This window comes from Pseudomonas sp. H2_D02, assembly GCF_054677635.1.
Genome location: NZ_CP162816.1, coordinates 3,035,681 through 3,059,808, shown reverse-complemented (window position 1 = coordinate 3,059,808; position 24,128 = coordinate 3,035,681). Strand labels below are relative to the sequence as shown.

20 protein-coding genes and 4 pseudogenes are annotated in these 24,128 nt (G+C 62.3%); 10 read left to right on the top strand and 14 right to left on the bottom strand.

Features of this window, described 5'->3' with window-relative positions; translation table 11 throughout:
* Nucleotides 1-10: 10 nt before the first annotated feature.
* Nucleotides 11-226 (bottom strand): TIGR02450 family Trp-rich protein, encoded by a 216-nt coding sequence (locus tag AB4N42_RS14205; RefSeq protein ID WP_460116338.1) that lies wholly within the window; start codon nucleotides 224-226, stop codon nucleotides 11-13.
* 165 nt (nucleotides 227-391) lie between these two features.
* Here AB4N42_RS14205 and AB4N42_RS14200 point away from each other — a divergent pair.
* From AB4N42_RS14200 to AB4N42_RS14180, 5 genes and pseudogenes are all read left to right on the top strand, one after another.
* Nucleotides 392-1,808 (top strand): annotated as a pseudogene (locus tag AB4N42_RS14200) (sigma-54 interaction domain-containing protein).
* A 301-nt stretch (nucleotides 1,809-2,109) separates the two neighbouring features.
* The gene (locus AB4N42_RS14195; RefSeq protein WP_030141405.1) at nucleotides 2,110-3,501 is read left to right on the top strand and encodes a GntP family permease; all 1,392 of its coding nucleotides are present in this window, start codon (nucleotides 2,110-2,112) and stop codon (nucleotides 3,499-3,501) included.
* An 8-nt stretch (nucleotides 3,502-3,509) separates the two neighbouring features.
* The gene (hbdH, locus tag AB4N42_RS14190; protein WP_198795718.1) at nucleotides 3,510-4,286 is read left to right on the top strand and encodes a 3-hydroxybutyrate dehydrogenase; all 777 of its coding nucleotides are present in this window, start codon (nucleotides 3,510-3,512) and stop codon (nucleotides 4,284-4,286) included.
* A gap of 196 nt (nucleotides 4,287-4,482) precedes the next feature.
* Nucleotides 4,483-5,103: pseudogene (locus tag AB4N42_RS14185) on the top strand (AMP-binding protein); the annotation flags it as partial.
* A complete protein-coding gene (locus tag AB4N42_RS14180; RefSeq protein WP_460116390.1) occupies nucleotides 5,069-6,439 on the top strand; it encodes an acetoacetate--CoA ligase in 1,371 nt (456 codons plus the stop codon). The pseudogene AB4N42_RS14185 and the gene AB4N42_RS14180, both read left to right, overlap by 35 nt.
* 163 nt (nucleotides 6,440-6,602) lie before the next feature.
* On the opposite strand, the gene AB4N42_RS14175 is transcribed toward AB4N42_RS14180, so the two are convergent.
* On the bottom strand, nucleotides 6,603-7,721 hold the full coding sequence (locus AB4N42_RS14175) for a PilT/PilU family type 4a pilus ATPase (RefSeq protein WP_460116389.1): 1,119 nt from the start codon (nucleotides 7,719-7,721) through the stop codon (nucleotides 6,603-6,605).
* Between the two features lie 133 nt (nucleotides 7,722-7,854).
* Here AB4N42_RS14175 and AB4N42_RS14170 point away from each other — a divergent pair, with 133 nt between their 5' ends.
* Nucleotides 7,855-10,392 (top strand): PAS domain-containing protein, encoded by a 2,538-nt coding sequence (locus tag AB4N42_RS14170; RefSeq protein ID WP_030141401.1) that lies wholly within the window; start codon nucleotides 7,855-7,857, stop codon nucleotides 10,390-10,392.
* Between the two features lie 48 nt (nucleotides 10,393-10,440).
* The gene (locus AB4N42_RS14165; RefSeq protein ID WP_019690952.1) at nucleotides 10,441-10,716 is read left to right on the top strand and encodes a peptidylprolyl isomerase; all 276 of its coding nucleotides are present in this window, start codon (nucleotides 10,441-10,443) and stop codon (nucleotides 10,714-10,716) included.
* A gap of 180 nt (nucleotides 10,717-10,896) precedes the next feature.
* On the opposite strand, the gene AB4N42_RS14160 is transcribed toward AB4N42_RS14165, so the two are convergent.
* From AB4N42_RS14160 to AB4N42_RS14125, 8 genes and pseudogenes are all read right to left on the bottom strand, one after another.
* The gene (locus tag AB4N42_RS14160; protein ID WP_030141400.1) at nucleotides 10,897-11,811 is read right to left on the bottom strand and encodes a sugar kinase; all 915 of its coding nucleotides are present in this window, start codon (nucleotides 11,809-11,811) and stop codon (nucleotides 10,897-10,899) included.
* Between the two features lie 152 nt (nucleotides 11,812-11,963).
* Nucleotides 11,964-13,181, bottom strand: coding sequence for an amino acid deaminase (locus tag AB4N42_RS14155; RefSeq protein ID WP_030141399.1), 1,218 nt, complete (start codon nucleotides 13,179-13,181; stop codon nucleotides 11,964-11,966).
* Between the two features lie 30 nt (nucleotides 13,182-13,211).
* Entirely contained in the window at nucleotides 13,212-13,976 is a 765-nt protein-coding gene (locus tag AB4N42_RS14150) for an IclR family transcriptional regulator (RefSeq protein WP_030141398.1), read from the bottom strand.
* Nucleotides 13,977-14,159: 183 nt separating this feature from the next.
* Nucleotides 14,160-14,543: pseudogene (locus tag AB4N42_RS14145) on the bottom strand (RidA family protein); the annotation flags it as partial.
* A gap of 24 nt (nucleotides 14,544-14,567) precedes the next feature.
* The gene (locus tag AB4N42_RS14140) at nucleotides 14,568-15,374 is read right to left on the bottom strand and encodes an amino acid ABC transporter ATP-binding protein (RefSeq protein ID WP_460116336.1); all 807 of its coding nucleotides are present in this window, start codon (nucleotides 15,372-15,374) and stop codon (nucleotides 14,568-14,570) included.
* Nucleotides 15,371-16,033 (bottom strand): amino acid ABC transporter permease, encoded by a 663-nt coding sequence (locus AB4N42_RS14135; protein WP_030141395.1) that lies wholly within the window; start codon nucleotides 16,031-16,033, stop codon nucleotides 15,371-15,373. Before AB4N42_RS14135 ends, AB4N42_RS14140 begins: the two co-directional genes overlap by 4 nt.
* A 9-nt stretch (nucleotides 16,034-16,042) precedes the next feature.
* On the bottom strand, nucleotides 16,043-16,705 hold the full coding sequence (locus tag AB4N42_RS14130; RefSeq protein WP_460116335.1) for an amino acid ABC transporter permease: 663 nt from the start codon (nucleotides 16,703-16,705) through the stop codon (nucleotides 16,043-16,045).
* A 54-nt stretch (nucleotides 16,706-16,759) separates the two neighbouring features.
* Nucleotides 16,760-17,608: a transporter substrate-binding domain-containing protein gene (locus AB4N42_RS14125; protein ID WP_030141393.1), complete on the bottom strand. Its 849-nt coding sequence runs from the start codon at nucleotides 17,606-17,608 to the stop codon at nucleotides 16,760-16,762.
* 427 nt (nucleotides 17,609-18,035) lie between these two features.
* Here AB4N42_RS14125 and AB4N42_RS14120 point away from each other — a divergent pair, with 427 nt between their 5' ends.
* The gene (locus tag AB4N42_RS14120) at nucleotides 18,036-19,481 is read left to right on the top strand and encodes an aldehyde dehydrogenase family protein (protein WP_460116334.1); all 1,446 of its coding nucleotides are present in this window, start codon (nucleotides 18,036-18,038) and stop codon (nucleotides 19,479-19,481) included.
* A 78-nt stretch (nucleotides 19,482-19,559) separates the two neighbouring features.
* On the top strand, nucleotides 19,560-20,087 hold the full coding sequence (locus AB4N42_RS14115; RefSeq protein ID WP_460116333.1) for a DUF3916 domain-containing protein: 528 nt from the start codon (nucleotides 19,560-19,562) through the stop codon (nucleotides 20,085-20,087).
* A 14-nt stretch (nucleotides 20,088-20,101) separates the two neighbouring features.
* Here the strand turns inward: AB4N42_RS14115 and AB4N42_RS14110 are convergent.
* Together AB4N42_RS14110 and AB4N42_RS14105 are read right to left on the bottom strand one after the other, a co-directional pair.
* A pseudogene (locus tag AB4N42_RS14110) lies at nucleotides 20,102-20,495 on the bottom strand (GFA family protein).
* 31 nt (nucleotides 20,496-20,526) lie between these two features.
* On the bottom strand, nucleotides 20,527-21,453 hold the full coding sequence (locus AB4N42_RS14105; RefSeq protein WP_460116332.1) for a LysR family transcriptional regulator: 927 nt from the start codon (nucleotides 21,451-21,453) through the stop codon (nucleotides 20,527-20,529).
* Nucleotides 21,454-21,586: 133 nt separating this feature from the next.
* Here AB4N42_RS14105 and AB4N42_RS14100 point away from each other — a divergent pair, with 133 nt between their 5' ends.
* On the top strand, nucleotides 21,587-21,988 hold the full coding sequence (locus AB4N42_RS14100; RefSeq protein ID WP_460116331.1) for a RidA family protein: 402 nt from the start codon (nucleotides 21,587-21,589) through the stop codon (nucleotides 21,986-21,988).
* A gap of 182 nt (nucleotides 21,989-22,170) precedes the next feature.
* On the opposite strand, the gene AB4N42_RS14095 is transcribed toward AB4N42_RS14100, so the two are convergent.
* Nucleotides 22,171-22,650, bottom strand: a complete 480-nt coding sequence (locus AB4N42_RS14095) for a VOC family protein (RefSeq protein ID WP_460116330.1) — start codon at nucleotides 22,648-22,650, stop codon at nucleotides 22,171-22,173.
* A 61-nt stretch (nucleotides 22,651-22,711) separates the two neighbouring features.
* Nucleotides 22,712-24,013 (bottom strand): Nramp family divalent metal transporter, encoded by a 1,302-nt coding sequence (locus tag AB4N42_RS14090; protein WP_334597943.1) that lies wholly within the window; start codon nucleotides 24,011-24,013, stop codon nucleotides 22,712-22,714.
* Between the last annotated feature and the right edge of the window lie 115 nt (nucleotides 24,014-24,128).

Here is a 24,128-nt window from a genome sequence, read left to right as displayed (position 1 = left end):
AGCTTGGTCATCAGCTCCAGCCCATCTTCCAACGCCTGCTGTCCCGTAGCGCCTGCCAGTCCAAAAGCTCGCTGCGTGCGCTGTGAACAGCCTGCAACTCGACCTGGGTCGGTGCTCCCTGATCGTCGCAAAGCAATTGGATGACGAGAAAATGCTTCTCCCGATTGACCGGCTCGCAGGCCGTCCACTTGGAAAGCTTGAGCTTCCGAGGATTGAATTTGTTCATGGTTCGTTCGCAACTTTTATGTACAGAGTCGCTCAACTGTACAAGTTTATCGATCACCTCACCACGACGATTCAGAAGGGAGTGTTGATCAACCTTCGTGCCTCGGCATAATGCCGCCAAACGACCGGCTTCCTACCGCAAGCCTGCCTTCCCTGGAAATGGCCGATGAACCCCACCGAAAGCCTCAAGGATTACAAGCGCGTGCGCACGCTGGCGATCCGCTCGTTGTTCGAGATCATCGAGCAGTCCAGTGAAGGCACGGTGATCGTCGACCGTGACGCCAATATCGTCTGGATGAACGAACGCTATGCCCGTCGCTTCGGCCTGAATTCGGCGCAGGAAGCCATCGGCCGGGCGTGCGAAAGCGTCATCCCGGGCAGCCTGTTGCGTGAAGTGGTGCGCACCGGGCGGCCGATCCTGCTGGACATGCAGGACACCCCCAAGGAACCGCTGGTGGTGATGCGCCTGCCGATCCATGACAACAGCCGGCGCGGTGATCGGCGCCATCGGCTTTGCCCTGTTCGACGAACTGCGCAGCCTGTCACCGATGCTCAAGCGCTACCTGAGCATGCAGGAAGAACTGGCCTCCACCCGCTCGTTGCTGCGGGCGCGGCAGACCAAGTACAACTTTGCTCATTTCATTGGCACCAGCAGCGCCGGCCTTGAGGTCAAGCGCCGGGCCCGACGCAGCGCCAGCACCGATTCGCCGGTGCTGCTGCTCGGTGAAACCGGCACCGGCAAGGAATTGCTGGCCCAGGCGATCCACAGTGCCTCGCCACGTGCGCACAAGGCCTTTGTCAGCATCAATAGCGCCGCGATACCGGAATCGCTGCTGGAGGCCGAATTCTTCGGCACCGCGCCCGGCGCTTTCACCGGTGCCGACCGCAAGGGCCGCGCTGGCAAGCTGCAAATCGCCCAGGGTGGGACGCTGTTCCTCGACGAAATCGGCGATATGCCGCTGCCCTTGCAAAGCAAACTGCTGCGCGTGTTGCAGGAAAAAGAATACGAACCGGTCGGCTCCAACGAGGTGCTGCAAAGCGACGTCCGGGTGATCGCCGCGACATCCACCGACCTGGAAGCCGCGATCAAGCGCGGCGAATTCCGTGCGGATCTGTATTACCGCCTCAATGTGTTGCCGATCCAGGTCCCGCCGCTGCGCGAACGCCTGGATGACCTGCCCGCCCTGAGCGAGGCGATCCTCGAAGAACTGCGCAGCCAACACGAACTGCACCGCGACGCCCTCGACCTGCTAGGCCAGCATGCGTGGCCGGGCAACATCCGGGAATTGCGCAACGTGCTGGAACGCGCGGCGCTGCTCAGTGACGACCTGCTGCTCACCGCCGCCGACATTCGCGCGGCCATTGGGACTTTCACTCCGGTCGTGCGGGCGACGATCCCCAGCCTGGAGCCGTTGCCCCAGGAAACCTTCAGCCAGGCCCGGGCCCGATTCGATCGACATCTGATCGAAACCACCCTCGCGCAATGCGATGGGCGGGTAATCGAGGCTGCCGAGCGGTTGGGGCTGGGCAGGTCGACGCTGTACAAGAAGATGGTGGCGTTGGGGATTGCAGAGTCTCAATAAAGAGACTCAATTCTCTATAAATAGACTTCTAATTTGGAGCGCTTTGCGCTCATCGCGAGCAAGCTCGCTCCCAGAGGAATTGGCGTTCTTCCTGATACCGAGATCACCTGTGGGAGCGAGCTTGCCCGCGATGAGATCAGCAATCCCAATAAAAATCTCAAAACAGAGACAAAGTTCTCAAGCTCTCCTCACAACTCTCAATAAATCCCTTATATTTCAGCCACTTAATCATCTGGCACAAAACTCGCTATAGCCCTCCCCACGCATCACCCCACAAAAATAACAATCCAGGAGACACACCATGAGTGTGATCATTGCCTTGGCAGCCCTCACGCTGCTGATGGTTGCCGCCTACCGTGGCTACAGCGTTATCCTCTTCGCCCCCATCGCCGCCCTCGGCGCGGTCCTGCTCACCGATCCGTCCGCCGTCGCCCCCGCGTTCACCGGGGTGTTCATGGACAAGATGGTCGGCTTCATCAAACTCTATTTCCCGGTGTTCCTGCTCGGCGCGGTGTTCGGCAAGCTGATCGAGCTGTCGGGTTTCTCCCGCTCCATCGTCGCGGCGGCGATTCGCCTCTTGGGCACACGCCAGGCCATGTTGGTGATCGTGCTGGTCTGCGCGCTGCTCACTTATGGCGGCGTGTCGCTGTTCGTCGTGGTCTTCGCGGTGTACCCGTTCGCAGCCGAGATGTTCCGCCAGAGCAATATCCCCAAGCGGTTGATCCCGGCCACCATCGCCCTCGGCGCCTTCTCGTTCACCATGGACGCCCTGCCCGGCACGCCGCAGATCCAGAACATCATCCCGAGTACCTTCTTCAACACCACCGCCTGGGCGGCACCGTGGCTGGGGGTGATCGGTACGCTGTTCGTGTTCAGCATCGGCATGCTGTTCTTGCAGCGCCAGCGCAACAAGGCCCTGCGCCTGGGCGAAGGCTACGGCACCGAGCTGCGCAACGAGCCGGAGACCGCCGAAGACATCAAGCTGCCCAATCCCTGGATCGCCGTCTCGCCGCTGCTGGCGGTGGGGATCATGAACCTGCTGTTCACCCAGTGGATTCCCCAGTGGTACGGCAAGACCCATAGCCTGGCGTTGCCGGGCATGGCGGCACCGGTGACCAGCGACGTCGCCAAGCTCACCGCGATCTGGGCCGTGCAAGCGGCCTTGCTGGTGGGCATCGTCATGGTGCTGCTGTTCGGTTTCCGGGCCATTCGCAGCAAACTCGCCGAAGGCAGCAAGAGCGCGGTGGGCGGTGCGTTGCTCGCGGCGATGAACACCGCCTCGGAATACGGTTTCGGTGCGGTGATCGCCTCCTTGCCGGGCTTCCTGGTACTGGCCGACTGGCTCAAGAGCATCCCTAATCCGCTGGTCAACGAAGCCGTGACCGTAACGCTGCTGGCGGGCATTACCGGCTCCGCGTCGGGTGGCATGAGCATCGCCCTGGCGGCGATGTCGCAAACCTTCATCAACGCTGCCAATGCCGCCAACATCCCGCTGGAAGTGCTGCACCGGGTGGCCGCCATGGCCAGCGGCGGCATGGACACCCTGCCCCACAACGGCGCGGTGATCACCTTGCTGGCGGTGACCGGGCTGACCCACCGCGAAGCCTACAAAGACATTTTCTGCATTACGCTGATCAAGACCCTCGCGGTGTTCTTCGTGATCGGTGTGTTCTACGCCACTGGCATTGTGTGAGGTTCCCTATGACAACCACTCTTGCGGGCAAGACCGCCCTGGTCACCGGCTCCACCAGCGGCATCGGCCTGGGCATCGCCCTGAGCCTGGCCAAGGCCGGCGCCAACCTGATCCTCAACGGCTTTGGCGATGCGTCGGCGGTAGTCGCCGAAGTCGCGCAACACGGTGTAAAAGTTGGCCATCATCCGGCCGACGTCAGCGACCCGGCACAGATCGCCGACATGTTCGCCTACGCCGAGCGCGAATTTGGCGGCGTCGACATTTTGGTGAACAACGCCGGCATCCAGCATGTGGCCGCCGTGGAGGATTTTCCGGTGGAGCGCTGGGATTCGATCATCGCCATCAACCTGTCCTCGGTGTTCCACGCTACCCGCCTGAGCCTGCCGGGCATGCGCGCCAAGGGCTGGGGACGGATCGTCAACATCGCCTCGGTGCACGGCCAGGTCGGTTCCGTGGGCAAGGCGGCGTACGTCGCGGCCAAGCATGGGGTGATCGGCCTGACCAAAGTGGTCGGCCTGGAAACCGCCACCAGCAACGTCACCTGCAACGCGATCTGCCCGGGCTGGGTGCTGACGCCGCTGGTGCAGAAGCAGATCGACGACCGCATCGCCACGGGTGTGGACCCGCAACAGGCCCAGCATGATTTGCTGGCCGAGAAGCAGCCGTCCCTGGAGTTCGTCACCCCGCCGCAACTGGGTGAACTGGTGCTGTTCCTCTGCAGCGAAGCCGGGAGCCAGGTGCGCGGCGCGGCGTGGAATATTGATGGCGGGTGGTTGGCTCAATAACCCCCTCCCAATCCCTCTGTGGCGAGGGGATTTATCCCCGCTGGGCTGCGAAGCGGCCCCGATTGCCGACAGCTCAATCTGCCTGGCGCAACGCATACTCTGTTTTGGGCCGCTTCGCGGCCAGCGGGGATAAATCCCCTCGCCACAAGATTGGGTCGCTCTATAGTTTGTGTATACATAAGACAAGAGGCAAACCATGTCCGACATCCTCTGGCAACCCAGCCCCGAACGCATCGCCCAGTCGCGAATGGACGCCTTTCGCCGGTTCGTCAACGAACGGTACTTGCTGCAACTCAACGACTACCCAACCCTGCACGCCTGGAGCATCGAGCAGCGCGAAGCCTTCTGGCTGGCCATCGTCGACTTCTTCGAGATTCGCTTCCAGCAAGCGCCTAGTGCGGTGCTCGAAGAAGGTCCGCAAATGCCCAGCGCCCGCTGGTTTCCTGGGGCGACGCTGAATTTTGCCGAACACCTGCTGCGCCGCCGCGACAGTGCCGTGGCGGTGGTAGCCGTCAGTGAAAACGGCGACAAAGAGCAGCTGACCTGGGCCGATCTCGCCGCCCATGTCGCCGGCCTGCAACAGAGCCTGAAAGCCGCCGGCGTGACCCAGGGCGATCGGGTCGCCGCCTGCATGCCCAACACCTGGCAAACGTTGGTGGGCATGCTCGCCACCACCAGCCTGGGCGCCATCTGGTCGTGCTCGTCGCCGGACTTCGGCACCCAGGGCGTAATCGACCGGTTCGGCCAGATCGAACCCAAGGTGCTGATCACCTGCGCCGGTTATCGCTACAGCCGGCAAAACCATCGACCAGCGGCCCAAGGTCAACGAAATCCTCGAACGACTACCGTCGCTGCGACAATTGATCGTGCTGCCCTACGCCCAGCCCGATGCCCGCGTCGAAGACTTCAAGACCCCGGCCCGCGTGGCGCTGTGGAACGGTTTCTACCAACGGGGCGGCGAGCCGGTGTTCACACCCGTGCCGTTCGATCACCCGCTGTACATCCTGTATTCCAGTGGCACCACCGGCGTGCCGAAGTGCATCGTCCACGGCACCGGCGGCGTGCTGCTGCAACATGCCAAGGAACACGGTTTGCACGTGGACCTGGGCCCCGAAGACCGGCTGTTTTACTACACCACTTGCGGTTGGATGATGTGGAACTGGCTGGTGTCTGCGCTGGCCGTGGGCAGCGCGGTGGTGCTGTATGACGGCTCGCCGTTCCACCCCGGACCGGAACGCCTGCTCGACCTGATCGACCGACAACGCGTCAGCGTCTTCGGCACCAGCCCCAAATACCTGGCCGCCCTGGAAAGCCAGGGCATCAAGCCACGCCAGACCCACGACCTGGGCAGCCTCAGGACCATCCTGTCCACCGGCTCGGCCTTGGCGCCCCACAGTTACGATTATGTCTACCGCGACTTCAAGGCCGACGTGTGCCTGGCCTCGATGTCCGGCGGCACCGACATCGTGTCGTGCTTCGTCAACGGCAACCCGCTGGCCCCCGTGCGCCGGGGCGAAATGCAGGGGAAGAGCCTGGGTATGGCGGTGCAGGTCTGGAACGAGGCCGGCGAAGCGGTGGTGGGCGAAAAAGGCGAACTGGTCTGCACCCGGCATTTCCCGGCGATGCCCATCGGGCTGTGGAACGATCCCCACCAGGAAAAGCTTCACGCCTCCTACTTCAGCCAGTTCCCCGGCGTCTGGGCCCAAGGGGACTACGCCGAAGAACTACCCCACGGCGGCCTGCTGATCCACGGACGCTCCGACGCGGTGCTCAACCCTGGTGGCGTGCGCATCGGTACGGCGGAAATCTATCGGCAGGTGGAAAAAGTCGCAGAGGTCCTCGACAGCGTCGCCATCGGCCAGCAATGGCAAGGGGATGTGCGGGTGGTGCTGTTCGTGCGCCTGCGCGAAGGCGTGGCGCTGGATGACGAACTGGAGCAGAAGATTCGCCAGGTCATCCGCGCCAACACCACACCGCGTCATGTGCCAGCGAAGATCCTCGCGGTCAGCGATATTCCGCGGACCATCAGCGGCAAGGTGGTGGAGCTGGCAGTGCGCAACGTGGTGCATGGCGAGGCGGTAAAAAACACCGATGCACTGGCTAACCCCGAGGCGTTGGAGCAGTTTCGTGGGCGGGTGGAGCTGGCTAGCTGATCGCACATTCCAAGTATGTGGCGAGGGGATTTATCCCCGCTGGGCTGCGAAGCAGCCCTAAAACCTGACAATGCGATGTTAAGGGTTGATTGAGGCCGCTTGATTTGGGACTGCTCCGCAGTCCAGCGGGGATAAATCCCCTCGCCACAGTGGGGCCCGACGATCAGTCCATAAGCCCCCATTCCCCGCCCGCAGGCGGCTCAGCCGGTGGCGCCGCCCCCGACTCCGCATGCAACTTCAGGCGCAAGCGCAAATTGTTCGCCGAATCGGCATTTTTCAACGCCTCTTCTTCATCGATCGCCCCTTCCACCACCAGGTTGAACAACGCCTGGTCAAACGTCTGCATCCCCAGCTCTTCGGATTTCTCCATGATGCCCTTGAGCTCACCCAGCTCGTTGCGCCGGATCAGGTCGGCCACCGTGGGCGAACCGAGCATGACTTCCACCGCCGCCCGCCGCTGGCCGGTGCGGGTGCGTACCAGGCGCTGGGAGACAAAGGCCTTGAGGTTGTTGCCCAGGTCTTGAAGCAGTTGCGCCCGGCGTTCCTCCGGAAAAAAATTGATCACCCGGTCCAGGGCCTGGTTGGCATTGTGGGCATGCAAGGTGGAGATCACCAGATGGCCGGTGTCGGCGAAGGCCAGGGCATGTTCCATGGTTTCACGGTCGCGAATTTCGCCGATCAGCACCACATCCGGCGCCTGGCGCAAGGTGTTCTTGAGGGCGGCGTGGAAGCTGCGGGTATCCACGCCCACTTCCCGCTGGTTGACGATGGATTTCTTGTGCCGGTGAATATATTCCACCGGGTCCTCGATGGTGATGATGTGGCCGCTGCTGTTGCGGTTGCGGTAATCGATCAGCGCCGCCAGCGACGTCGATTTGCCCGAACCCGTGGCGCCGACGAACAGCATCAACCCTTGCTTGTGCATGATGGTCTCAAGCAGCACCTTGGGCAGTTTCAGGTCTTCGAAGCGCGGAATGTCCAGCTTGACGTTACGTATGACCATGGACACGTCATTGCGCTGCTTGAAGATGTTGACGCGGAACCGTCCGACGCCGGCCAGGGAAATCGCCAGGTTCATTTCCAGTTCCCGATCGAACTCAAGGCGCTGTTCGGCGTCCATCAATGACTCGGCAAGCCCGGCGATGTCGCCGACCTTGAACGCCTGGTTGCTCAGCGGCTTGAGCACACCTTCGAAACGCGCGCAGGGCGGCGCGCCGGTGGACATATAGAGGTCGGAGCCGTCCTGGCTTGCCAGGATTCGTAACAAAGGATCAATTTCCATGGCCATAAAAACATCCGCGAACTTCAATGGACACGCTGACCCGAGCCAGAAAAACTTCAGATCAACCCGCGCTTAACTTCTTCAGAGGATAGTAGAAGCCGCAGCATCGACATGACATCCAGGGACTCCCGTGATGAACGCAATACCCGCCAGCAGCGACACACAGCAGTTGATCGCCCGCCTGGACTGGACCACCAGCCCGCTGGGCGCCAGCGAAACCTGGCCCCAGAGCCTGCGCACCGCCGTGGACATCGTGCTCCATTCGCCCATGCCGATGGCGGTGCTGTGGGGGCCGCAGCTGATCCATCTGTACAACGACGCCTACGCCCGCCTGGTCGGCGACAAGCACCCCAGGGCGTTCGGCCTGCCCACCCACACGGCCTGGCCGGAGCTACGGGGCGAAACCGAAAGGATTTATCACGGCGTGTTGCAAGGCCGCATGCGCACCTGCCGCGACCAGCGCTGGCGCATGCCGTTTGGCGGCCGCCTCTGTGATGTCTGGCTGGACCTGACCTACAGCCCCGTGCACGACGAACGTGGCAGCGTGGCCGGCATCCTGGTCACTGCCATCGAGACCAGCGAACGGCGACGCCTGGCCCAGGAATTCGAACGGCGCTCCGAAGCCAGCCTCAAGGCCCAGCAGGAAAGCGAAGAACGCCTGCAACTGGCCCTGGCGGCCACCGATGCGCTGGGCACCTGGGATTGGGACATCAGCGAGGATCGCTTCATTGCCGACGCGCATTTCGCCCTGCTCCATGGCGTCGACCCGAACCTGTCGCGCCAGTTGCCCATCAGCGCCTATCTCGAAGGCGTCCACCCCGAAGACCGGGCGATGGTCGCGCGCAGCATCAAGCATTGCATCACCCATGGCACCGAATACGCCGAGGAGTATCGCCTGCTGCAGCCCAACGGCGAGTTGCGCTGGGTATTCGTGCGCGGGCGCTGCTACAAGGACCGCCATGGCCGGCCCAAGCGCTTTCTCGGCGCGGCCCTGGACCTGACCGAGCGCAAACGCACCGAACACGCCCTGCGCCAGAGCCAGACCGAGCTGCAACTGATCATCAACGCGATGCCGATACTCATCAGTTATGTCGACCGCGAAGAACGTTTCCGGCTGAACAATAGTGCCTACCTGAACTGGTATGGCCTGACCCCGCAGGAGCTTTACGGCAAGACCGTTCGCGAAGTCATCGGCGAGGAAGCCTACGCCGCCCGCGCCGTACAGATCGCCGACGCCCTGGCAGGCAAGCCGTGCAGCTTCACCGCTGAGTCGGCCCACCGCGACGGGCGGCCGCGTCATGCGCTGATCAATTACCTGCCGCGCCGGGGCGGTGACGGGTCGGTGAATGGCTTCTACATCTTTGTAATCGACGAGACCGAGCGCAAGAAAACCGAGGAAGCCCTGCGCAACCTCAACGAAACGCTGGAGGAGAGGGTAATCGCCCGCACCCAGCAACTCGCCGAGGCCAACCACCGCTTGCAAAGCGAGATGTTCGAGCGCGAGCGGGCCGAGGAAGCGCTGCGCCATGCGCAGAAAATGGAAGCGGTGGGCCAGCTCACCGGCGGCATCGCCCATGACTTCAACAACATGCTCACCGGCATCCTCGGCAGCCTCGACCTGATGCAACGCTACATCGCCGCCGGTCGTGCCGCCGAGATCGGTCGTTTTACCGAAGCGGCCATTTCATCGGCCAACCGCGCCGCCGCCCTCACCCATCGCTTGCTGGCCTTCTCCCGACGCCAGTCGCTGGATCGCAAGCCACTGGATGCCAACACGCTGGTGCGCTCGCTCGAAGACCTGCTGAGCCGCACCACCGGCGACCACATCGTGCTACGGCTGCAATTGGCCGGCGAGCTATGGCCCGTGAGCACCGACGCCAGCCAGTTGGAAAACGCCCTGCTCAACCTGGTGATCAATGCCCGGGACGCGATGCCCGACGGTGGCGAGTTGACCATCGAAACCGCCAACGTCTACCTCGACGGCAGCGACATCAGCACGCTGGAACCGGTGAAGGCTGGCGACTACGTGATGATCGCGGTGCGCGACAACGGCAGCGGCATGACCCCCGCCGTGCTGGCAAAAGCCTTCGATCCATTCTTCACCACCAAGCCCATCGGCCAGGGCACCGGTCTCGGATTGTCGATGATTTATGGCTTTGCCCAGCAGTCCGGCGGACACCTGAGCCTGGACAGCGTGCCGGGCCAAGGCACCCGGGTGCAGTTGTACCTGCCACGCCTGCGCGTCGCACCGACTGAGCAAGCCACGGAACCCTCAGTCACCGACGCACCCGCGGCCATCGCCGGAGAAACCGTGTTGCTGGTGGAAGACGAACCGGCGGTGCGCATGCTGGTGCTCGACCTGCTCGCCACCCTGGGCTATACCGCTCTCGAAGCCGAGGACGCCAAGCGGGCCCTGGTATTGCTGGAGTCCGGGCAACGCATCGACTTGCTGGTGACCGACGTCGGCCTGCCGGGCATGAACGGCCGCCAACTGGCGGAGATTGCCCGTCAGCACCGGCCCGATCTGAAAGTGCTGTTCATGACCGGTTACGCGCAGAAGGCCACCGAGCGCCAAGGGTTCCTTGACCAGGGCATGGACATGGTCGCCAAGCCGTTCACCCTTGATCTGCTGGCGAACAAGATTCGAACGATGATCAACCATGACCACTGACTTGAGGCATAATCGCCGCCCTTTCGCCCCGTTCAGGTCTGTGCCGCAATGAAAGCCCAAGCCCGCCATATCCTGGTGAAAACCGCCGAAGAAGCCGAACAGCTCAAGCAACGCATCGCCAAGGGCGAAGCCTTCGACGTGTTGGCGAAGAAATACTCCACGTGCCCCTCCGGCAAGCGCGGCGGGGACCTGGGTGAAGTGCGCCCCGGGCAAATGGTCGGCGCCATCGACGCGGTGATCTTCAAGAAACCTCTGCGGGTGGTGCATGGGCCGATCAAGAGCAAGTTCGGGTATCACCTGGTGCAGGTGTTTTATCGGGATTGAGGGATGCCGGCCCCGAAGCGGCTCCTGTGGCGAGGGGATTTATCCCCGCTGGGCTGCGCAGCAGCCCCAAGTTCGGCAGCTCGGTGTGCCAGGAAGATTGCGTCCACTGTTTTAGGGCTGCTTCGCAGCCCGGCGGGGATAAATCCCCTCGCCACAAAGACAGCACTTCCAAAAATGTCGCTACTTGGGTATCAACGCCCCCGGCACCTGAATCACCCGACTCGCCAGCCAATGCCCGGCCTCGGCCGCCTCCGCCGGGCTACCGCCCAGTAAACGACTCGCCAGGTAGGCGGCGCTGAACGAGTCTCCCGCCGCTGTCGTATCCACCACGCGCTCAACCCGTTGAGCTGGCACCTCATAGAACTGTCCATCACAACGGATCAGGCAGGCCTCGGCGCCACGCTTGAGCACCACCTCCGGCGTACCGAGTTGCCCATAGGCCGCGAACACCGCCTCGCTGTCGGCATGACCGAACAGCGCCTGTTCGTCCTCCACGGTCAGCAACGCCAGCTCGACGTGGGGCAACACGCTGCGGTAAGCCGCCCGGGCGGTCTCGACCGAAGCCCAGAGCCGTGGCCGGTAGTTGTTGTCGAACACCACCTGGGCACCGCGTCGCCGCGCCTCGATCAAGGTTTCGATGAGTTTGCGCCGGCCCTGCTCGCCAATCACCGCCAGGGTGATACCGCTGAAATACAGCACGTCATAGTCCGGCAAGGCTTCCAGGATCGGCGCGGCGGCCGGCGTGGTGAAGCACTCGCGCACCGCGGCCTCGTTGCGCCAGTACAGAAAACGCCGCTCGCCGGCCGCGTCGGTCTGGATGCAGTACAGGCCCGGCAGGCGTCCGGGCAAACGCTGGACCCTGTCCAGGCCGATGTTTTCTTCGGCCCAGCTGCGGCACATGGCGTCGCTGAAAGAGTCGTCGCCCAGGGCGGTGACGTAATCCACCACGCCCTTCTCGCCCAACGCGCGGGACAGATACACCGCTGTGTTCAGGGTGTCGCCACCGAAGCTCTGCACCAGACTGCCGTCGGCGCGGTGTTGCAGTTCGATCATGCATTCGCCGATCAGGGCGATGCGGGGTCTGGAATTGCTCATGGATGATCCTGATGGTTCGCCGGTGTATTGCAGGCCGCTATCGCGAGCAAGCTCGCTCCCACAGGGATCGTGGTGAACACAGGTTTTGTATTCACAACAAATCCAATGTGGGAACGAGCTTGCTCGCGATAGCCGCGACTCGGTCTCAAGACCTAAAAGCAGGTCTCCATAAGCTCAACCACCCGCAACCCCTCATCCACCAGGCACCCCACCCGCCACTTGTCGAACGTCAGGCACGGGTGGGAAGTCCCAAACGCAATGATGTCGCCCACCCGCAACTCAACCCCCGGCGCCACCGTCATGAACGCATGCTGGTCCATCACCGCCGTCACCTTGCAAGCGCTGACATCGTCGCCCGTCACCGAATCAGCCTCTGCTTTGTAGCGTTTGAGCGGCACCGGCAGCCCGGCGTCATAGGCGACGTCGCGCTTGCCCAGGGCGATCACCGCGAAGCCCGGCTCCGGCATCGACTGCACGTGGGCCCAGACTTCCAGGGCCGGGCGCAAGCCTTCGTGCAAGTCGCTGCGCCGCTCCAGCACGCAGCACTGGGCTTCCTTGTAGATGCCATGGTCGTGGGCCACATAACTGCCGGGACGCAGCACGCTGAGGAAACGCCCTTGGGCATTCCGGGCTTCGAAGGATTCGGCAATCAGGTCGTACCAGGCCGAACCCGAGGCGGTAATGATCGGCTTGGCGATGGCGAATGCGCCGCTGTCCTGCAACTGCATGGCCAGGCCCACCAGCGACGCGGCGAATTGGCGAATGCCGCTGATGGCGTGATCGCCGTGAATCACCCCTTCGTAGCCTTCGATGCCGGTCAAGGCCAGCGCCGGTTGCGCGCCGATGGCCTCGGCCAACGCCAGTACTTCGGCTTCGGTCCGACAACCGCAACGACCGCCGACGATGCCGTACTCGATCATCACATTGAGCCGCACGCCGCGAGAGGCGAAATAAGCGCCCAGGTCAGCGACATTGTCCGGATGATCGACCATGCAATGGAATTCGAACGCCGGGTCGGCCAGCAGATCGGCAATCAATGCCATGTTGGGTTTGCCGACCAGTTGATTGGCCATCAGCACCCGCCGTACGCCATGGGCGTAAGCAGCACGGGTCTGCACTGCCGTGGCGAGGGTCAGGCCCCAGGCGCCGGCTTCGAGCTGGCGGCGGAACAGCGCCGGGGTCATGCTGGTCTTGCCGTGGGGCGCCAGCTCGGCGCCGCTGTCACTGACGAATTTCTGCATCCAGCGAATGTTGTGCTCCAGCGCCTCGCGGTGCAGCACCAGTGCCGGCAGGCTGACGTCCCGCAACAGATGAGCGCCCACGGCAGCGGCGCCCTTCTCGACGTACGCGTTATCGATGGCAGAAGACATGTTCGAACTCCTCACACAGCCATGGGCTGGCTATTCGTTGATGCGACGGGCCAGGTTGTTGGCGCTTTCGATCAGCACCCGGCGGTAGTCGGCGTAATTGTTCTTGGCGTCAGCCCTCGGGGCGACGATGCACAGGGTCGCGATGGCAACGCCGCTGGGGTCTTTGACCGGTGCGGCGAAGCAGTGGGTGAAGGTGTCGGCGACGCTGTCGAAGGAGAAGAATCCATCGACGCCAGCCTGGCGGATTTCCTTGAGGAATTGCTCCAGGGGCAAGCGCTCGCCGTCCGGCAGGATGAAATCGTCAGGGTCGATCAGGTCGATGATCTGCTGGTCGCTCAAATGCGCCAGCAACAGGCGCCCGGAGGCCGTCCAGGGGATGGGCGCGTTCTCACCGATGTCCGAGGAAATGCGGAAATGCCGCTCGCCTTCCTTCATCAGCGCGACCGTGTATTTGCGCCCGTTGAGCAGGCACATCTGCGCCGTTTCCCGGGTCTGCCGGACGATGTCCTGCAAGGCCTGGTCAGCCTCGCGACTCAGGTCGAAATGCCGCAGGTGGGCCTGGCCGAGAAAATACAACTGGCGCCCCAGGTAGACATGGCCGTCCTTGCCCACCGGCTCGAGGATGCGCCGTTCCAGCAGAGACGCCACTAGTTCATAGACCGTGGACTTGGGGCTGCCGATGCCGCTGGCGATGTCGTTCGGGCGCAGCGGCTGGCCGATTTCCTTGAGGAAATCGAGGATATCGAACGCCCGATCCAATCCCCGGGCCCGGCGTTTGATGGTGTCTTCGGTCATGTCTTGGATTCCCATTCAATTGGCCGCGAGTGTACGCAGACTGCAAGCTGGCCACAGCTCATTGTGGCGAGGGGATTCATCCCCGCTGGGTGGCGAAGCCGCCCCAAAATTTCTGTTATGGCAAAAAAGTTGGGACTGCTTCGCAGCCCAGCGGGGATAAATCCCCTCGCCACAGGTGATCACTTTTTTCTTGTAGGCCACGCAGTCGATCTCGACCTTGCAATCGACCATCATGCTTGCCTGCACACACGCCCGGGCCGGGGCGTGTTCCGGGCTGAAATATTCGCCGAAGACCTTGTTGAAACTCCAGAAATCCCGCGGATCTTCCAGCCAGACGCCGCAGCGCACGACGTCTTCCAGGCCATAGCCAGCCTCTTTCAGAATGGCGATCAGGTTCTTCATGGTCTGGTGAGTCTGTTCGACGATGCCGCCAACAATGATCTCGCCATTCATCGCCGGCACCTGGCCGGACACGTGCAGCCAACCATCGGCCTCCACGGCGCGGGCGAAGGGCCGTGGTTGTCCGCCACCTGCGGTGCTGCCGGTGCCGTAGCGCGTAATGCTCATGGGTTATCTCCTTGTTGAAATGAATTAAAAACGCGTGTTCTTGAGGAATTCCGCCAGGCGCGGCGATTGAGGTCGCTCGAACAAATCCTTAGGCGGCCCCTGCTCTTCGATGCGCCCCTGGTTCATGAAGACGATCTTGTCGGAGACCTCGAAGGCGAAGCGCATTTCGTGGGTCACCAGCAGCATGGTCATGCCGTCTTCGGCCAGGCCCTTGATCACATTCAAAACTTCGCCGACCAGCTCCGGATCGAGCGCAGACGTCACTTCGTCAAACAGCATCAGGCTCGGGTTCATCGCAATCGCCCGGGCGATCGCCACGCGCTGTTGCTGGCCGCCGGACAACTGACCGGGAAAGTGATCGCGCCGTTCCAGCAGGCCGACCCGCTCCAGCCATTTTTCGGCCAGGGCCACGGCCTCGTCCTTGGGCAGCTTTTTCACCTTGAGCAAGCCCAGGGTGACGTTCTGCAGCGCAGTCAAATGCGGAAACAGGTTGAATTGCTGGAAGGCCATGCCGGTCATGGCGCGATGCCGGGCAATGACTTTCTCGGCGTGACGCACGCGCTTGCCACCCACCTCGTCATAGCCGATGGACTCGCCGTCGAGCATGATCTGGCCGCCCTGGAATTCTTCCAGCATGTTCACGCAACGCAACAGCGTGGTCTTGCCCGAGCCACTGGAACCGATCAGCGTGACCACGTTGCCGCGCTGCATGCTCAGGTCCACGCCCTTGAGCACTTCCAGCGGACCGTATTGTTTGCGCAGGCCACGAATGTCCAGCAGCGGTTGGGTGTTGGAGGGCTTTGTATTGGAGAGTTTCGAAACGTCAGTCATGGCAACGCCACCCGTTTTTCAATGTGCCGCCCGAGCAATTCGATGGCGTAGTTGATGATGAAGAAGAGAAAACCGGCGAACAGATAGAACTCCAAGGTCATGAAAGTCCGGGCGATGATCTGCTGGGTGCTGAGCAGCAATTCAGCCACACCGATCACCGACAGCAAGGTCGAGGCCTTGACGATTTCGGTGGAGGAATTGACCCAGGTGGGCAAAATCTGCCGCAACGCCTGGGGCAACAGCACGTAGCCCAGCGCCTGGTAGAACGTCAGGCCGATGGCTTGGCTCGCTTCCATCTGCCCACGGGGCAACGCCTGCAAGGCACCGCGCACGATCTCGGCCACGTGAGAGCCGCAGAATAGCGTCAGGCCCAGCACGCCGGCCTGGAACGCGCCGATCTGCCAGCCCAGGGCCGGGGCCATGTAGAAGCAGGCCAGCACCAGCACGAACACCGGTGTGCCGCGAATCAGGTCGACGTAAAAACGAAACGGCGCGCGCATCCAGACCCGCCCATACGTCAGGGCCAATCCGGCGACGACACCGATCAACGTGCCCAATACAATCGCCAGCACCGAACATTGCACGCTGGTCAGGAAGCCGTTCCACAAGGTGTCCCGGGCGACCCACAACTCATGTGGCCAACTGGGGGATTCGTACATGGGAAACTCCTAACGGCGGATCGCCAGGCGCTGCTCGAAATACCGCAGCAGCATGGCAATGAGGTAACAGGCCGCGACATACAGGGCCGTGGTCACCAGCCAAGTTTCGATCACGCGGTAGCTCTCCACGTTGATCTTGCGGGCGTAATAGGTCAGCTCCGGCACGGCAATCGCCGCCGCGAGGGAGGTGTCCTTGAACAGCGAGATGAAGTTGTTCGACAAGGCCGGCAGCACGTTGCGCAGCATCACCGGCACGGTGACGTAGGCCTTGACCTGCCATTCGCCGAGGCCGATGGCCAGCCCCGCTTCACGCTGCCCCTTGTGGATGCTCAACAACCCGCCGCGAAACACTTCGGTCAGGTAGGCCCCGGCGTACAGCGACAGCGTGATGACGAACGACGGCAGTTTGTCGAGGCGGACGCCCAAGCTCGGCAAGGCGAAGTAGATCAACAGGATCAACACCAGGATCGGCGTATTGCGGATCACCGTGACATACACCGACGCCAGCACCCGCAGGAGCCGATGTTTGCTGAGCAGCGCGAATGCCATCGCCAGGCCGATCACGCAACCAATGGCGATCGACACCAGCGCCAGGGAAAGCCCCAGGCCCAGCCCCGCGAGCAGGGTGTCGAAATCGCGCCAGACGGCGGCAAAGTTCAACTGATAATTCATGGTCGGCAGCACCTTCGACGGAGCGCCCGCAAGGGGCGCCCCGGGCTCACAGGGTCATTTGAATTCAACAGGGAAACCGATCGCCGGCGACGGCAGGTCAACGCCGAACCACTGCTTGAACGACGCCGCGTAGGTAGGGAATTCCACGCCGGTCATGGCCTCGTGCAGGGTGGTGTTGACGAAGTTCAGCCAATCCTGGTCGCCGCGCTTGACCGCACAGGCGTAGGTTTGCGGGCTCCAGGCATACGCCGGGCTGCGGTAGCGCCCAGGGTTCTGCACCATCAGGTATTTGACCGAGGACTGGTCGGTGGCGGCGGCATCGGCGCGGCCGGAGTTCACCGCCTGGTACATCAGGTCGACGCTGTCGTACTGGTCGACCTTGGCCTTGGGCAGCGCCTGGTGTACCAGTTCTTCGGCGTAGACGTTCTGCAACACTGCCACGGTGACGCCATCGCCAGCAGCCTTGAGGTCTTCGATTTCCTTGTACTTGCTGTTGGCCGGCAACAGCAGGCCCACCCCTTCGCGGTAGTACGGCAAGGTGAACGCCACTTGCTGGGCGCGACTGGCGGTGACGGTGATGAACTGGCAGCTCATGTCGACCTTGTCGGTCAGCAGGTTGGGAATCCGCGCATCGGAAGACTGCACCACGAATTCGACTTTCTCGGGATCGTTGAACAAGCCCTTGGCGACCATCCGTGCGATGTCGATATCAAAGCCCTGCAACTTGCCATCCGCTCCCTGGAAGTGCCACGGCGCATTGGTGCTGCCCGTGCCCACGATCAATTTCCCGCGTTGCAGCACGCTGTCCAGCTTGCTGTCGGCCGCCTGGGCGACACCCATGGCAGCCGTCGTGGCCGCGAAGAGAAAAACACACGCTTTGAACAAGGAAGGTCGGCGTTGCATGGCAAGCACTCCAGGGTGAGTTTATTCCGCTATACCGGAATGTGGTATGTAACAACGGAATAGACAGCAGAAAGTGTGCCACAGCCTTTCGACGCGGTGGAGCGGAAAATGGAATTTCAACGAAATCAGGCAGATAGAAAAACAGCGGGTGCAGGACGAAATCATCGCGCGTTTGCGGTTGCTACCGTTGGCTACGGCTGTCGGGTAGCAAGGCCCCAGCGCGAAGCACATCGAGTGCGCGATACACCCCAGCGCACCAAAATGGTCATCCCTACGTTTTTGCAAAGTTAGCCCGGCAGATACAGCAGATTCTTCTTTGCCAAGCCCAACAACGGCACAACCCGCCAGGACCGCTTTGTTAGTTTATGGGCATGCAATCACGACCTGCTGCCGGCAGTGTCATCAATGCTCTACGGGAGCCCGAAGGATGACCAAACCCTCTTATATTCCGCACAACACCGGACAGTTCTACATCAATGGTCGTTGGCAGTTGCCGGCCCAAGCGACGATGCTGGCTGTGATCAATCCGGCCACCGAGGAGGTAATCGCCGAGGTCGCCCAGGGCTCGTCCGACGACGTCGACCGCGCCGTCACGGCAGCTCGGGCGGCGATGCCCGGCTGGGCCGCGACGCCAGTGGCCGATCGCGCGAAAATTCTCGACAAGCTCCACGAACTGATCCTCGAACACCAGGAATCCCTGGCCCAGGTGCTGTCCCTGGAAATGGGAGCGGCGATCGGTTTCGCCCGCTCCATGCAAGTGCCGTTGGCGGCCGAACACGTCCGGGTGGCGCGCGATGTGCTGTCCACTTATGCATTCCAAAAGATCGAGAACGGCACCGCCATCGTGCGTGAACCCATCGGGGTCTGCGGCCTGATCACGCCGTGGAACTGGCCGCTCTACCAGATCACCGCCAAGGTCGCCCCGGCGATTGCCGCCGGCTGCACCGTGGTGCTCAAGCCCAGCGAACTGTCGCCCCTGAGCGCCCTGTTGTTCGCCCAACTGGTACACGACGCCGGTCTGCCGGCGGGGGTGTTCAACCTGGTCAACGGCGGCGGTGCCGAAGTCGGTGCGGCCATGGCGGCGCACCCCGACATCGACATGATCTCCATCACCGGCTCCAACCGCGCGGGCGCCCTGGTCGCCCAAGCCGCGGCACCGACGGTAAAACGCGTCACCCAGGAGCTGGGCGGCAAGTCGCCGAACGTGTTCTTGCCCGACGCCGACTTCGCCAAGGCCGTGCCGCCAGGCGTGATGTCGGCGTTGCGCAATGTCGGCCAGTCTTGCAGCGCCCCCACACGAATGATCGTGCCGAGGAACCGCCTGGCGGAAGTCGAGGCACTGGCGGCGACCACGGCCAATGCGATCGTCGTCGGCGACCCCTGGTCGGAAGACACCGTGCTGGGCCCGATCGCCAACGAGGCCCAGTTCAAGCGCGTGCAAGCGATGATCGAAGCGGGCCTCGCGGAAGGCGCCAAGTTGATTTGCGGTGGGCCAGGTCGCGTGGACGGCTTTGCCAAAGGCTTCTACACCCGGCCAACGGTGTTCTCGCAAGTCGATAACGGCATGCGCATCGCCCAGGAAGAAATTTTCGGCCCGGTGCTGTGCATCATTCCGTACGACACCCTGGACGAAGCCGTCGCCATCGCCAACGACACCGTCTACGGACTGGGCGCACACGTCCAGGGCCAGGACCTCGACCAGGCACGCGCCGTGGCCGCGCGCATCCGTGCCGGGCAAGTCCTGCTCAATTACCCAACCTGGAACCCGATGGCCCCGTTCGGCGGATACAAGCGCTCGGGCAATGGGCGTGAATATGGGGTCCATGGGTTCGAGGAATATCTGGAGATCAAGGCGATTGTCGGATTTGGTTGATCGCTCTGATATCGCGGACATCAAATGAAACCGAATTGACCAGCGTTATCCTTGGATTGGCGCATTGCAGCCCGGAGAATGGCCGGCCTCATTTGGCAGGACACATCAATGCGGCAAATCAGCGTCAACGCAAAGCCACTCAGGGGCCTGCATCGCCGCCTTCGCTCAATCGAGCGCTGGGCGTCGAGTTTTGAAGGCAATTTCTATCCAAGGCAGGACGGTTACCGATATTCGAACTGGAAAATCCCAGTCCACGAACTGCTGGTCGAAGGCGATCAAGCCCGGATCGAAGTCCAGGCGTTCTGCGTCCAGCAGTTGCTCGAGGCAGCGGCCCACCTATCCCGGGCGGCAGACCGCTCCGAAGGTTATTACCGCGTCGCCTGCCTTCTGACATGGCCATGGCTCTTTGAAAGCGAAGTCACCATTTTCTATGACAAGGACTACTACCTGGGTTTCCTCAGCGACGCGAACGCGCTAGCGCCCCAACGGATCAGCGACAAGTTGGCGCTGCACGTTCCACCCAATTTCATTGAGCACGGGCGTAACGTAGTCCACCCAGAAAACAACATCACAGTCCAATGGTGGTGCATAGGCGAACCGGCCTGAGCACCTCGCCAACCCTACTCCTCTGCCCGCCCCCCGCCCTCGCGATCCCCCTCATACCGCCGCGCCAGCGCAAACGCCGAGCAACCAGGATTCGCGGCGCACGGTCCAGCATTCGTAGGTGGGCTTGAGTTGATCGGGGGCGTCGAGCGCGCCGAGGTGCACTTCGATCTCGTCGCCGCTACGGGCGAACAGTGACGAGCCGCAGTGGGGACAGAAAAAGCGTCCGGCGTAGTCCCGGGTTTCGCCCGTGACGGTCACCGCATCCCGGGGGAACACGGCCGCCGCGAAAAACACTGCGCCATGGTGCTTGCGGCAATCCAGGCAATGGCAAAGGCCGACCCGGTAAGGGCGGCCGGACGCTTCAAGGCGAACGTTGCCGCACAAGCAACCGCCGGTGAATCGGTCCATCGGTCTTCTCCTCTGCAGTCGGGAAAAAATGTCATGACGCATGCCGATCAAGGATAGGCGCATGCTGCGCCATCAGCTCGATCACCCAGTCGATGAACACCCGCAGCTTGGCACTGATATGCCGGTTCGGCGGGTAGGCCACGTACATCGGCATCGACTCCAGGCGCCAGTCTTCGAACAACGGGACCAATGTCCCCTGCGCCTGGTGGACCCGCGACATGTAGGTGGGCAACCAGAGCACCCCGAGCCCCGCCAGGCCGGCGGCGAGATAGGCATTGCCATCGTCGATCGCCAGGGCGTAGCGCCCCTTGATATGCAGGTGCTCGTCCTGCCGGTGCATGGCATAGGGCAAGGCTTTGCCGGTGCGTGCCCAGAGGAAACCGACGACGCGGTGCTGGGAATCCTCCAACTCGCGGGGATGAGCCGGAGTGCCCAGACGCGCCAGGTAGCTCGGCGCGGCGAAGACGCCCAGGGCCAGGTCGCCGACGCGCCGGGCAATCAGCGATTGGTCCGTCAGCTCGCCACCGCGAACCACGCAATCGACGTTCTCATCGATCATGTCGACGATGCGGTCGCTCACCCCCATGTCGATCTGAATGTCCGGGTAACGCTCATAGAACGCCGGCAACGCCGGGATCAGGATCAGCGCCGCCAATGGGCTCGGCACATCGACCCGCAGTCGGCCGCGCGGCAACGCCTGGGCGCCGGACAGGCTGGTCTCGGCGTCGTCCAGGTCAGCCAGCAGGCGAATCGCCCGCTCGTAGAACACCGCGCCGTCCGCCGTGACGTTGACCTTGCGCGTGGTGCGGTTGAGCAACTTGACCCGCAGCCGCGCTTCGAGCTGTTGCACCAGTTGCGTGACGGTGGTCTTGCTCATGTGCAGCGTCTCGGCGGCCTTGGTGAAACTGCCGGCCTCCACGACACGCACGAACGCCTGCATCGCGTCGAAACGATCCATTCTTTGCCTCGGATTGTTTGGTTTCTACAAACAGTGATCGCCAAGGTTGCTCGTTTATCGCCCGGGCACAAGCCCCTAGAGTGACTTCATCGTTGAGTTCCGGCCGCTATCGGCCATTGATGGAGAGATTCCCATGACCACCCGAGACGTTGTTTTCCCACCCGGCCGCCAGGCGCTTTACGAGCGCAACCGTTATTCACCGGCTGTTCGCTCCAACGGTTTGCTGTTCGTCTCCGGACAGGTCGGCAGCCGCGAGGACGGCACGCCGGAGCCGGTGCTGGAAGATCAGGTGCGCCGCGCCTTCACCAACCTGAATGCGATCCTCGCAGCCGCCGATTGCAGCTTTGACGACGTGATTGACGTCACCGTCTTCATGGTCGATCCGGAGTCGATCTTCGAACGGGTCTGGAGCGTCGTGGCCGAATTCTGGGGCAACGCGCCGTACCCGACGGTAACGGCGGTGGGTGTGACGTGGCTGTATGGCTTCCAGTTCGAGATCAAGGTGGTTGCCAGGTTGCCAGGGTCCTCCTTGTAGCATCTGGCGTGTGGAGGGTCTGCGGTGAGTGTGATGGCTGTGCGTGCGCCATCGCGAGCAAGCTCGCTCCCACAGGGTTCCGTGCTGGCAGGAGAATCGAAGTCACCCCTAATAAATGTGGGAGCGAGCTTGCTCGCGATCGCGTAGGGTCAGCTTGCATGGTCTTTTCTTCCGACCGCAGGCTACCCTTTCACCGCCGCCTCGATCGCCGCGATGTCGATCTTGGTCATCGTCATCATGGCCTCGAAGGCGCGCTTGGCGGCGGCTTTGTCGGAACTGGTGACCGCATCCACCAGCACCCGCGGGCTGATCTGCCACGACACGCCCCACTTGTCCTTGCACCAGCCGCAGGCACTCGCCTGGCCGCCGTTGTCGATGATCGCGTTCCACAAGCGGTCGGTCTCGGCCTGGTCGTCGGTTGCGATCTGGAACGAAAACGCCTCGCTGTGCTTGAACATCGCCCCGCCGTTCAAGCCGATGCAAGGAATGCCGATCACCGTGAAATCCACCGTGATCACATCGCCCTGGCTGCCCGACGGGTAATCGCCCGGCGCGTGGTGGATGGCGTTCACCGCGCTGTCGGGAAAGGTTCTTGCGTAAAATTCCGCCGCCTCTTGCGCAGTGCCGTCGTACCAGAGGCAGATCCTGTTCTTGTTGTTCATTCGGATTCTCCGAAAGGGACTGGACCGTGAAGTCTAGCAGTCCCTCCGGAGGTGAATGGACTCAGGTGAACAGATCGACGCCCAACTGGAATGCCACCCACAACGCCAGGCCGGTCGCAAACATCAGCGCAATGTTCTCGAACAGATTGTTGCGGTATTCCTTGCCCAGCAGCGATTTCTGGTTGGACATGATCAGCAGGCCCAGGGAGATCACCGGCAGGCCAATGATGTTCAGTGCATTGACACCGATGGTCAGGGTCACGAAGTCCGGCATGCCCGGCAACGACCAGATCAACGGCGTGACGAGGATGAACAGCATGAACCACTTGTGCATCGGGTCGCGGTGGAATTCCTTGCCATAACGCTCGCGACGCTCGGGTCGCACGTGCTGGAAAGCATCGGTGATCAACATCGGGAACGCCGTGGTCTTGCCGGAAATGCTGGCGAACAGCGTAGCGAAGACGCCGATGAAGAACACGTACCAACCGATCGAGCCAAAGAACATTTCCAGGGCCTTGCCCAGGTCGCCGAGGGTTTTCACCTCGATACCGTTTGGCCGAAGAATCTCCGCGCCAACGATCCAGATCGCCAGGTTGATGACGATCCCGACGAACACCGCAAACAGCAGGTCGTTGCGCTGGATACGCTTGTGCTCCGGCCCGACCCAGCCTTTCTGGCGCATGACATAAGGGTGGACGAAGTTGGCGATGGAGCCCGCCACCGCACCGATCACCGAGACCGCCACCAGCAGCGCACCGTGCACGCCTTCATCGGGCGGAATGCTGAAGCCGATGGTGCCTTTGACGATCCCGGCGACATCCGGACCGGACATGACCGCCAGGGCCAGGAATGCCAGCGTCATGATCGCCAGCAAGGCCTTCATCACGCCTTCGATCATCGAATAGATATTGCGCCCGACGAGCATCCACACCGCCAGCACCACCGCCACCGAGCACAGCAGCGGGTAGTCGACCTTGAGCAGCATCGCCAGGGCCTCGCCGGCGCCCTTGATCATGTAGGCGTTCATCAAATGGCCCATGAGCAGCGCGTACACCAGCAGGAACCAGGCGAAGAACGGATTGAGCTGGGCGTAGCCCTGGAGGATGGTCATGCCCTGGTTATTGCAGAGCTGGAAGCGCGCGATGATGTTGACGATCAGGTATCGCAGCAGCAGGGACACCGCCAGCACCCACATCATGGCGTAGCCATAGTTCGCACCGGCCACGGAAGACGTGATGAGGTCGCCGGCGCCCAGCCAGGACAGCACTGCAATGATGCCGGGGCCAAGAAGCTTCAAGAGGCGTACGAAGCGGCTCTGCGCGGGAGCCACGGCCTGGCCTTCGGCGGAAGGAATGCTCGACATGGATGAGTCTCCGTTGTTTTTTTTGTGAGAAACGGAAACAGTCGACCACATTACGTACGACATCGTACAACTAAAATCAGACTGGAATTATGTAGAAATGTTTCATGGGCCCCGG

What these genes read in the sequence shown, in the direction of transcription:
- AB4N42_RS14125 (WP_030141393.1), bottom strand. Translation starts at nt 17,608, where the DNA reads ATGCAACGCCGACCTTCCTTGTTCAAAGCGTGTGTTTTTCTCTTCGCG.
- AB4N42_RS14175 (WP_460116389.1), bottom strand. Translation starts at nt 7,721, where the DNA reads ATGGAAATTGATCCTTTGTTACGAATCCTGGCAAGCCAGGACGGCTCC.
- AB4N42_RS14115 (WP_460116333.1), top strand. Translation starts at nt 19,560, where the DNA reads ATGGCCGGCCTCATTTGGCAGGACACATCAATGCGGCAAATCAGCGTC.
- AB4N42_RS14120 (WP_460116334.1), top strand. Translation starts at nt 18,036, where the DNA reads ATGACCAAACCCTCTTATATTCCGCACAACACCGGACAGTTCTACATC.
- AB4N42_RS14130 (WP_460116335.1), bottom strand. Translation starts at nt 16,705, where the DNA reads ATGAATTATCAGTTGAACTTTGCCGCCGTCTGGCGCGATTTCGACACC.
- AB4N42_RS14100 (WP_460116331.1), top strand. Translation starts at nt 21,587, where the DNA reads ATGACCACCCGAGACGTTGTTTTCCCACCCGGCCGCCAGGCGCTTTAC.
- AB4N42_RS14195 (WP_030141405.1), top strand. Translation starts at nt 2,110, where the DNA reads ATGAGTGTGATCATTGCCTTGGCAGCCCTCACGCTGCTGATGGTTGCC.
- AB4N42_RS14135 (WP_030141395.1), bottom strand. Translation starts at nt 16,033, where the DNA reads ATGTACGAATCCCCCAGTTGGCCACATGAGTTGTGGGTCGCCCGGGAC.
- AB4N42_RS14160 (WP_030141400.1), bottom strand. Translation starts at nt 11,811, where the DNA reads ATGAGCAATTCCAGACCCCGCATCGCCCTGATCGGCGAATGCATGATC.
- hbdH (WP_198795718.1), top strand. Translation starts at nt 3,510, where the DNA reads ATGACAACCACTCTTGCGGGCAAGACCGCCCTGGTCACCGGCTCCACC.
- AB4N42_RS14150 (WP_030141398.1), bottom strand. Translation starts at nt 13,976, where the DNA reads ATGACCGAAGACACCATCAAACGCCGGGCCCGGGGATTGGATCGGGCG.
- AB4N42_RS14165 (WP_019690952.1), top strand. Translation starts at nt 10,441, where the DNA reads ATGAAAGCCCAAGCCCGCCATATCCTGGTGAAAACCGCCGAAGAAGCC.
- AB4N42_RS14140 (WP_460116336.1), bottom strand. Translation starts at nt 15,374, where the DNA reads ATGACTGACGTTTCGAAACTCTCCAATACAAAGCCCTCCAACACCCAA.
- AB4N42_RS14205 (WP_460116338.1), bottom strand. Translation starts at nt 226, where the DNA reads ATGAACAAATTCAATCCTCGGAAGCTCAAGCTTTCCAAGTGGACGGCC.
- AB4N42_RS14155 (WP_030141399.1), bottom strand. Translation starts at nt 13,181, where the DNA reads ATGTCTTCTGCCATCGATAACGCGTACGTCGAGAAGGGCGCCGCTGCC.
- AB4N42_RS14095 (WP_460116330.1), bottom strand. Translation starts at nt 22,650, where the DNA reads ATGAACAACAAGAACAGGATCTGCCTCTGGTACGACGGCACTGCGCAA.
- AB4N42_RS14105 (WP_460116332.1), bottom strand. Translation starts at nt 21,453, where the DNA reads ATGGATCGTTTCGACGCGATGCAGGCGTTCGTGCGTGTCGTGGAGGCC.
- AB4N42_RS14170 (WP_030141401.1), top strand. Translation starts at nt 7,855, where the DNA reads ATGAACGCAATACCCGCCAGCAGCGACACACAGCAGTTGATCGCCCGC.
- AB4N42_RS14090 (WP_334597943.1), bottom strand. Translation starts at nt 24,013, where the DNA reads ATGTCGAGCATTCCTTCCGCCGAAGGCCAGGCCGTGGCTCCCGCGCAG.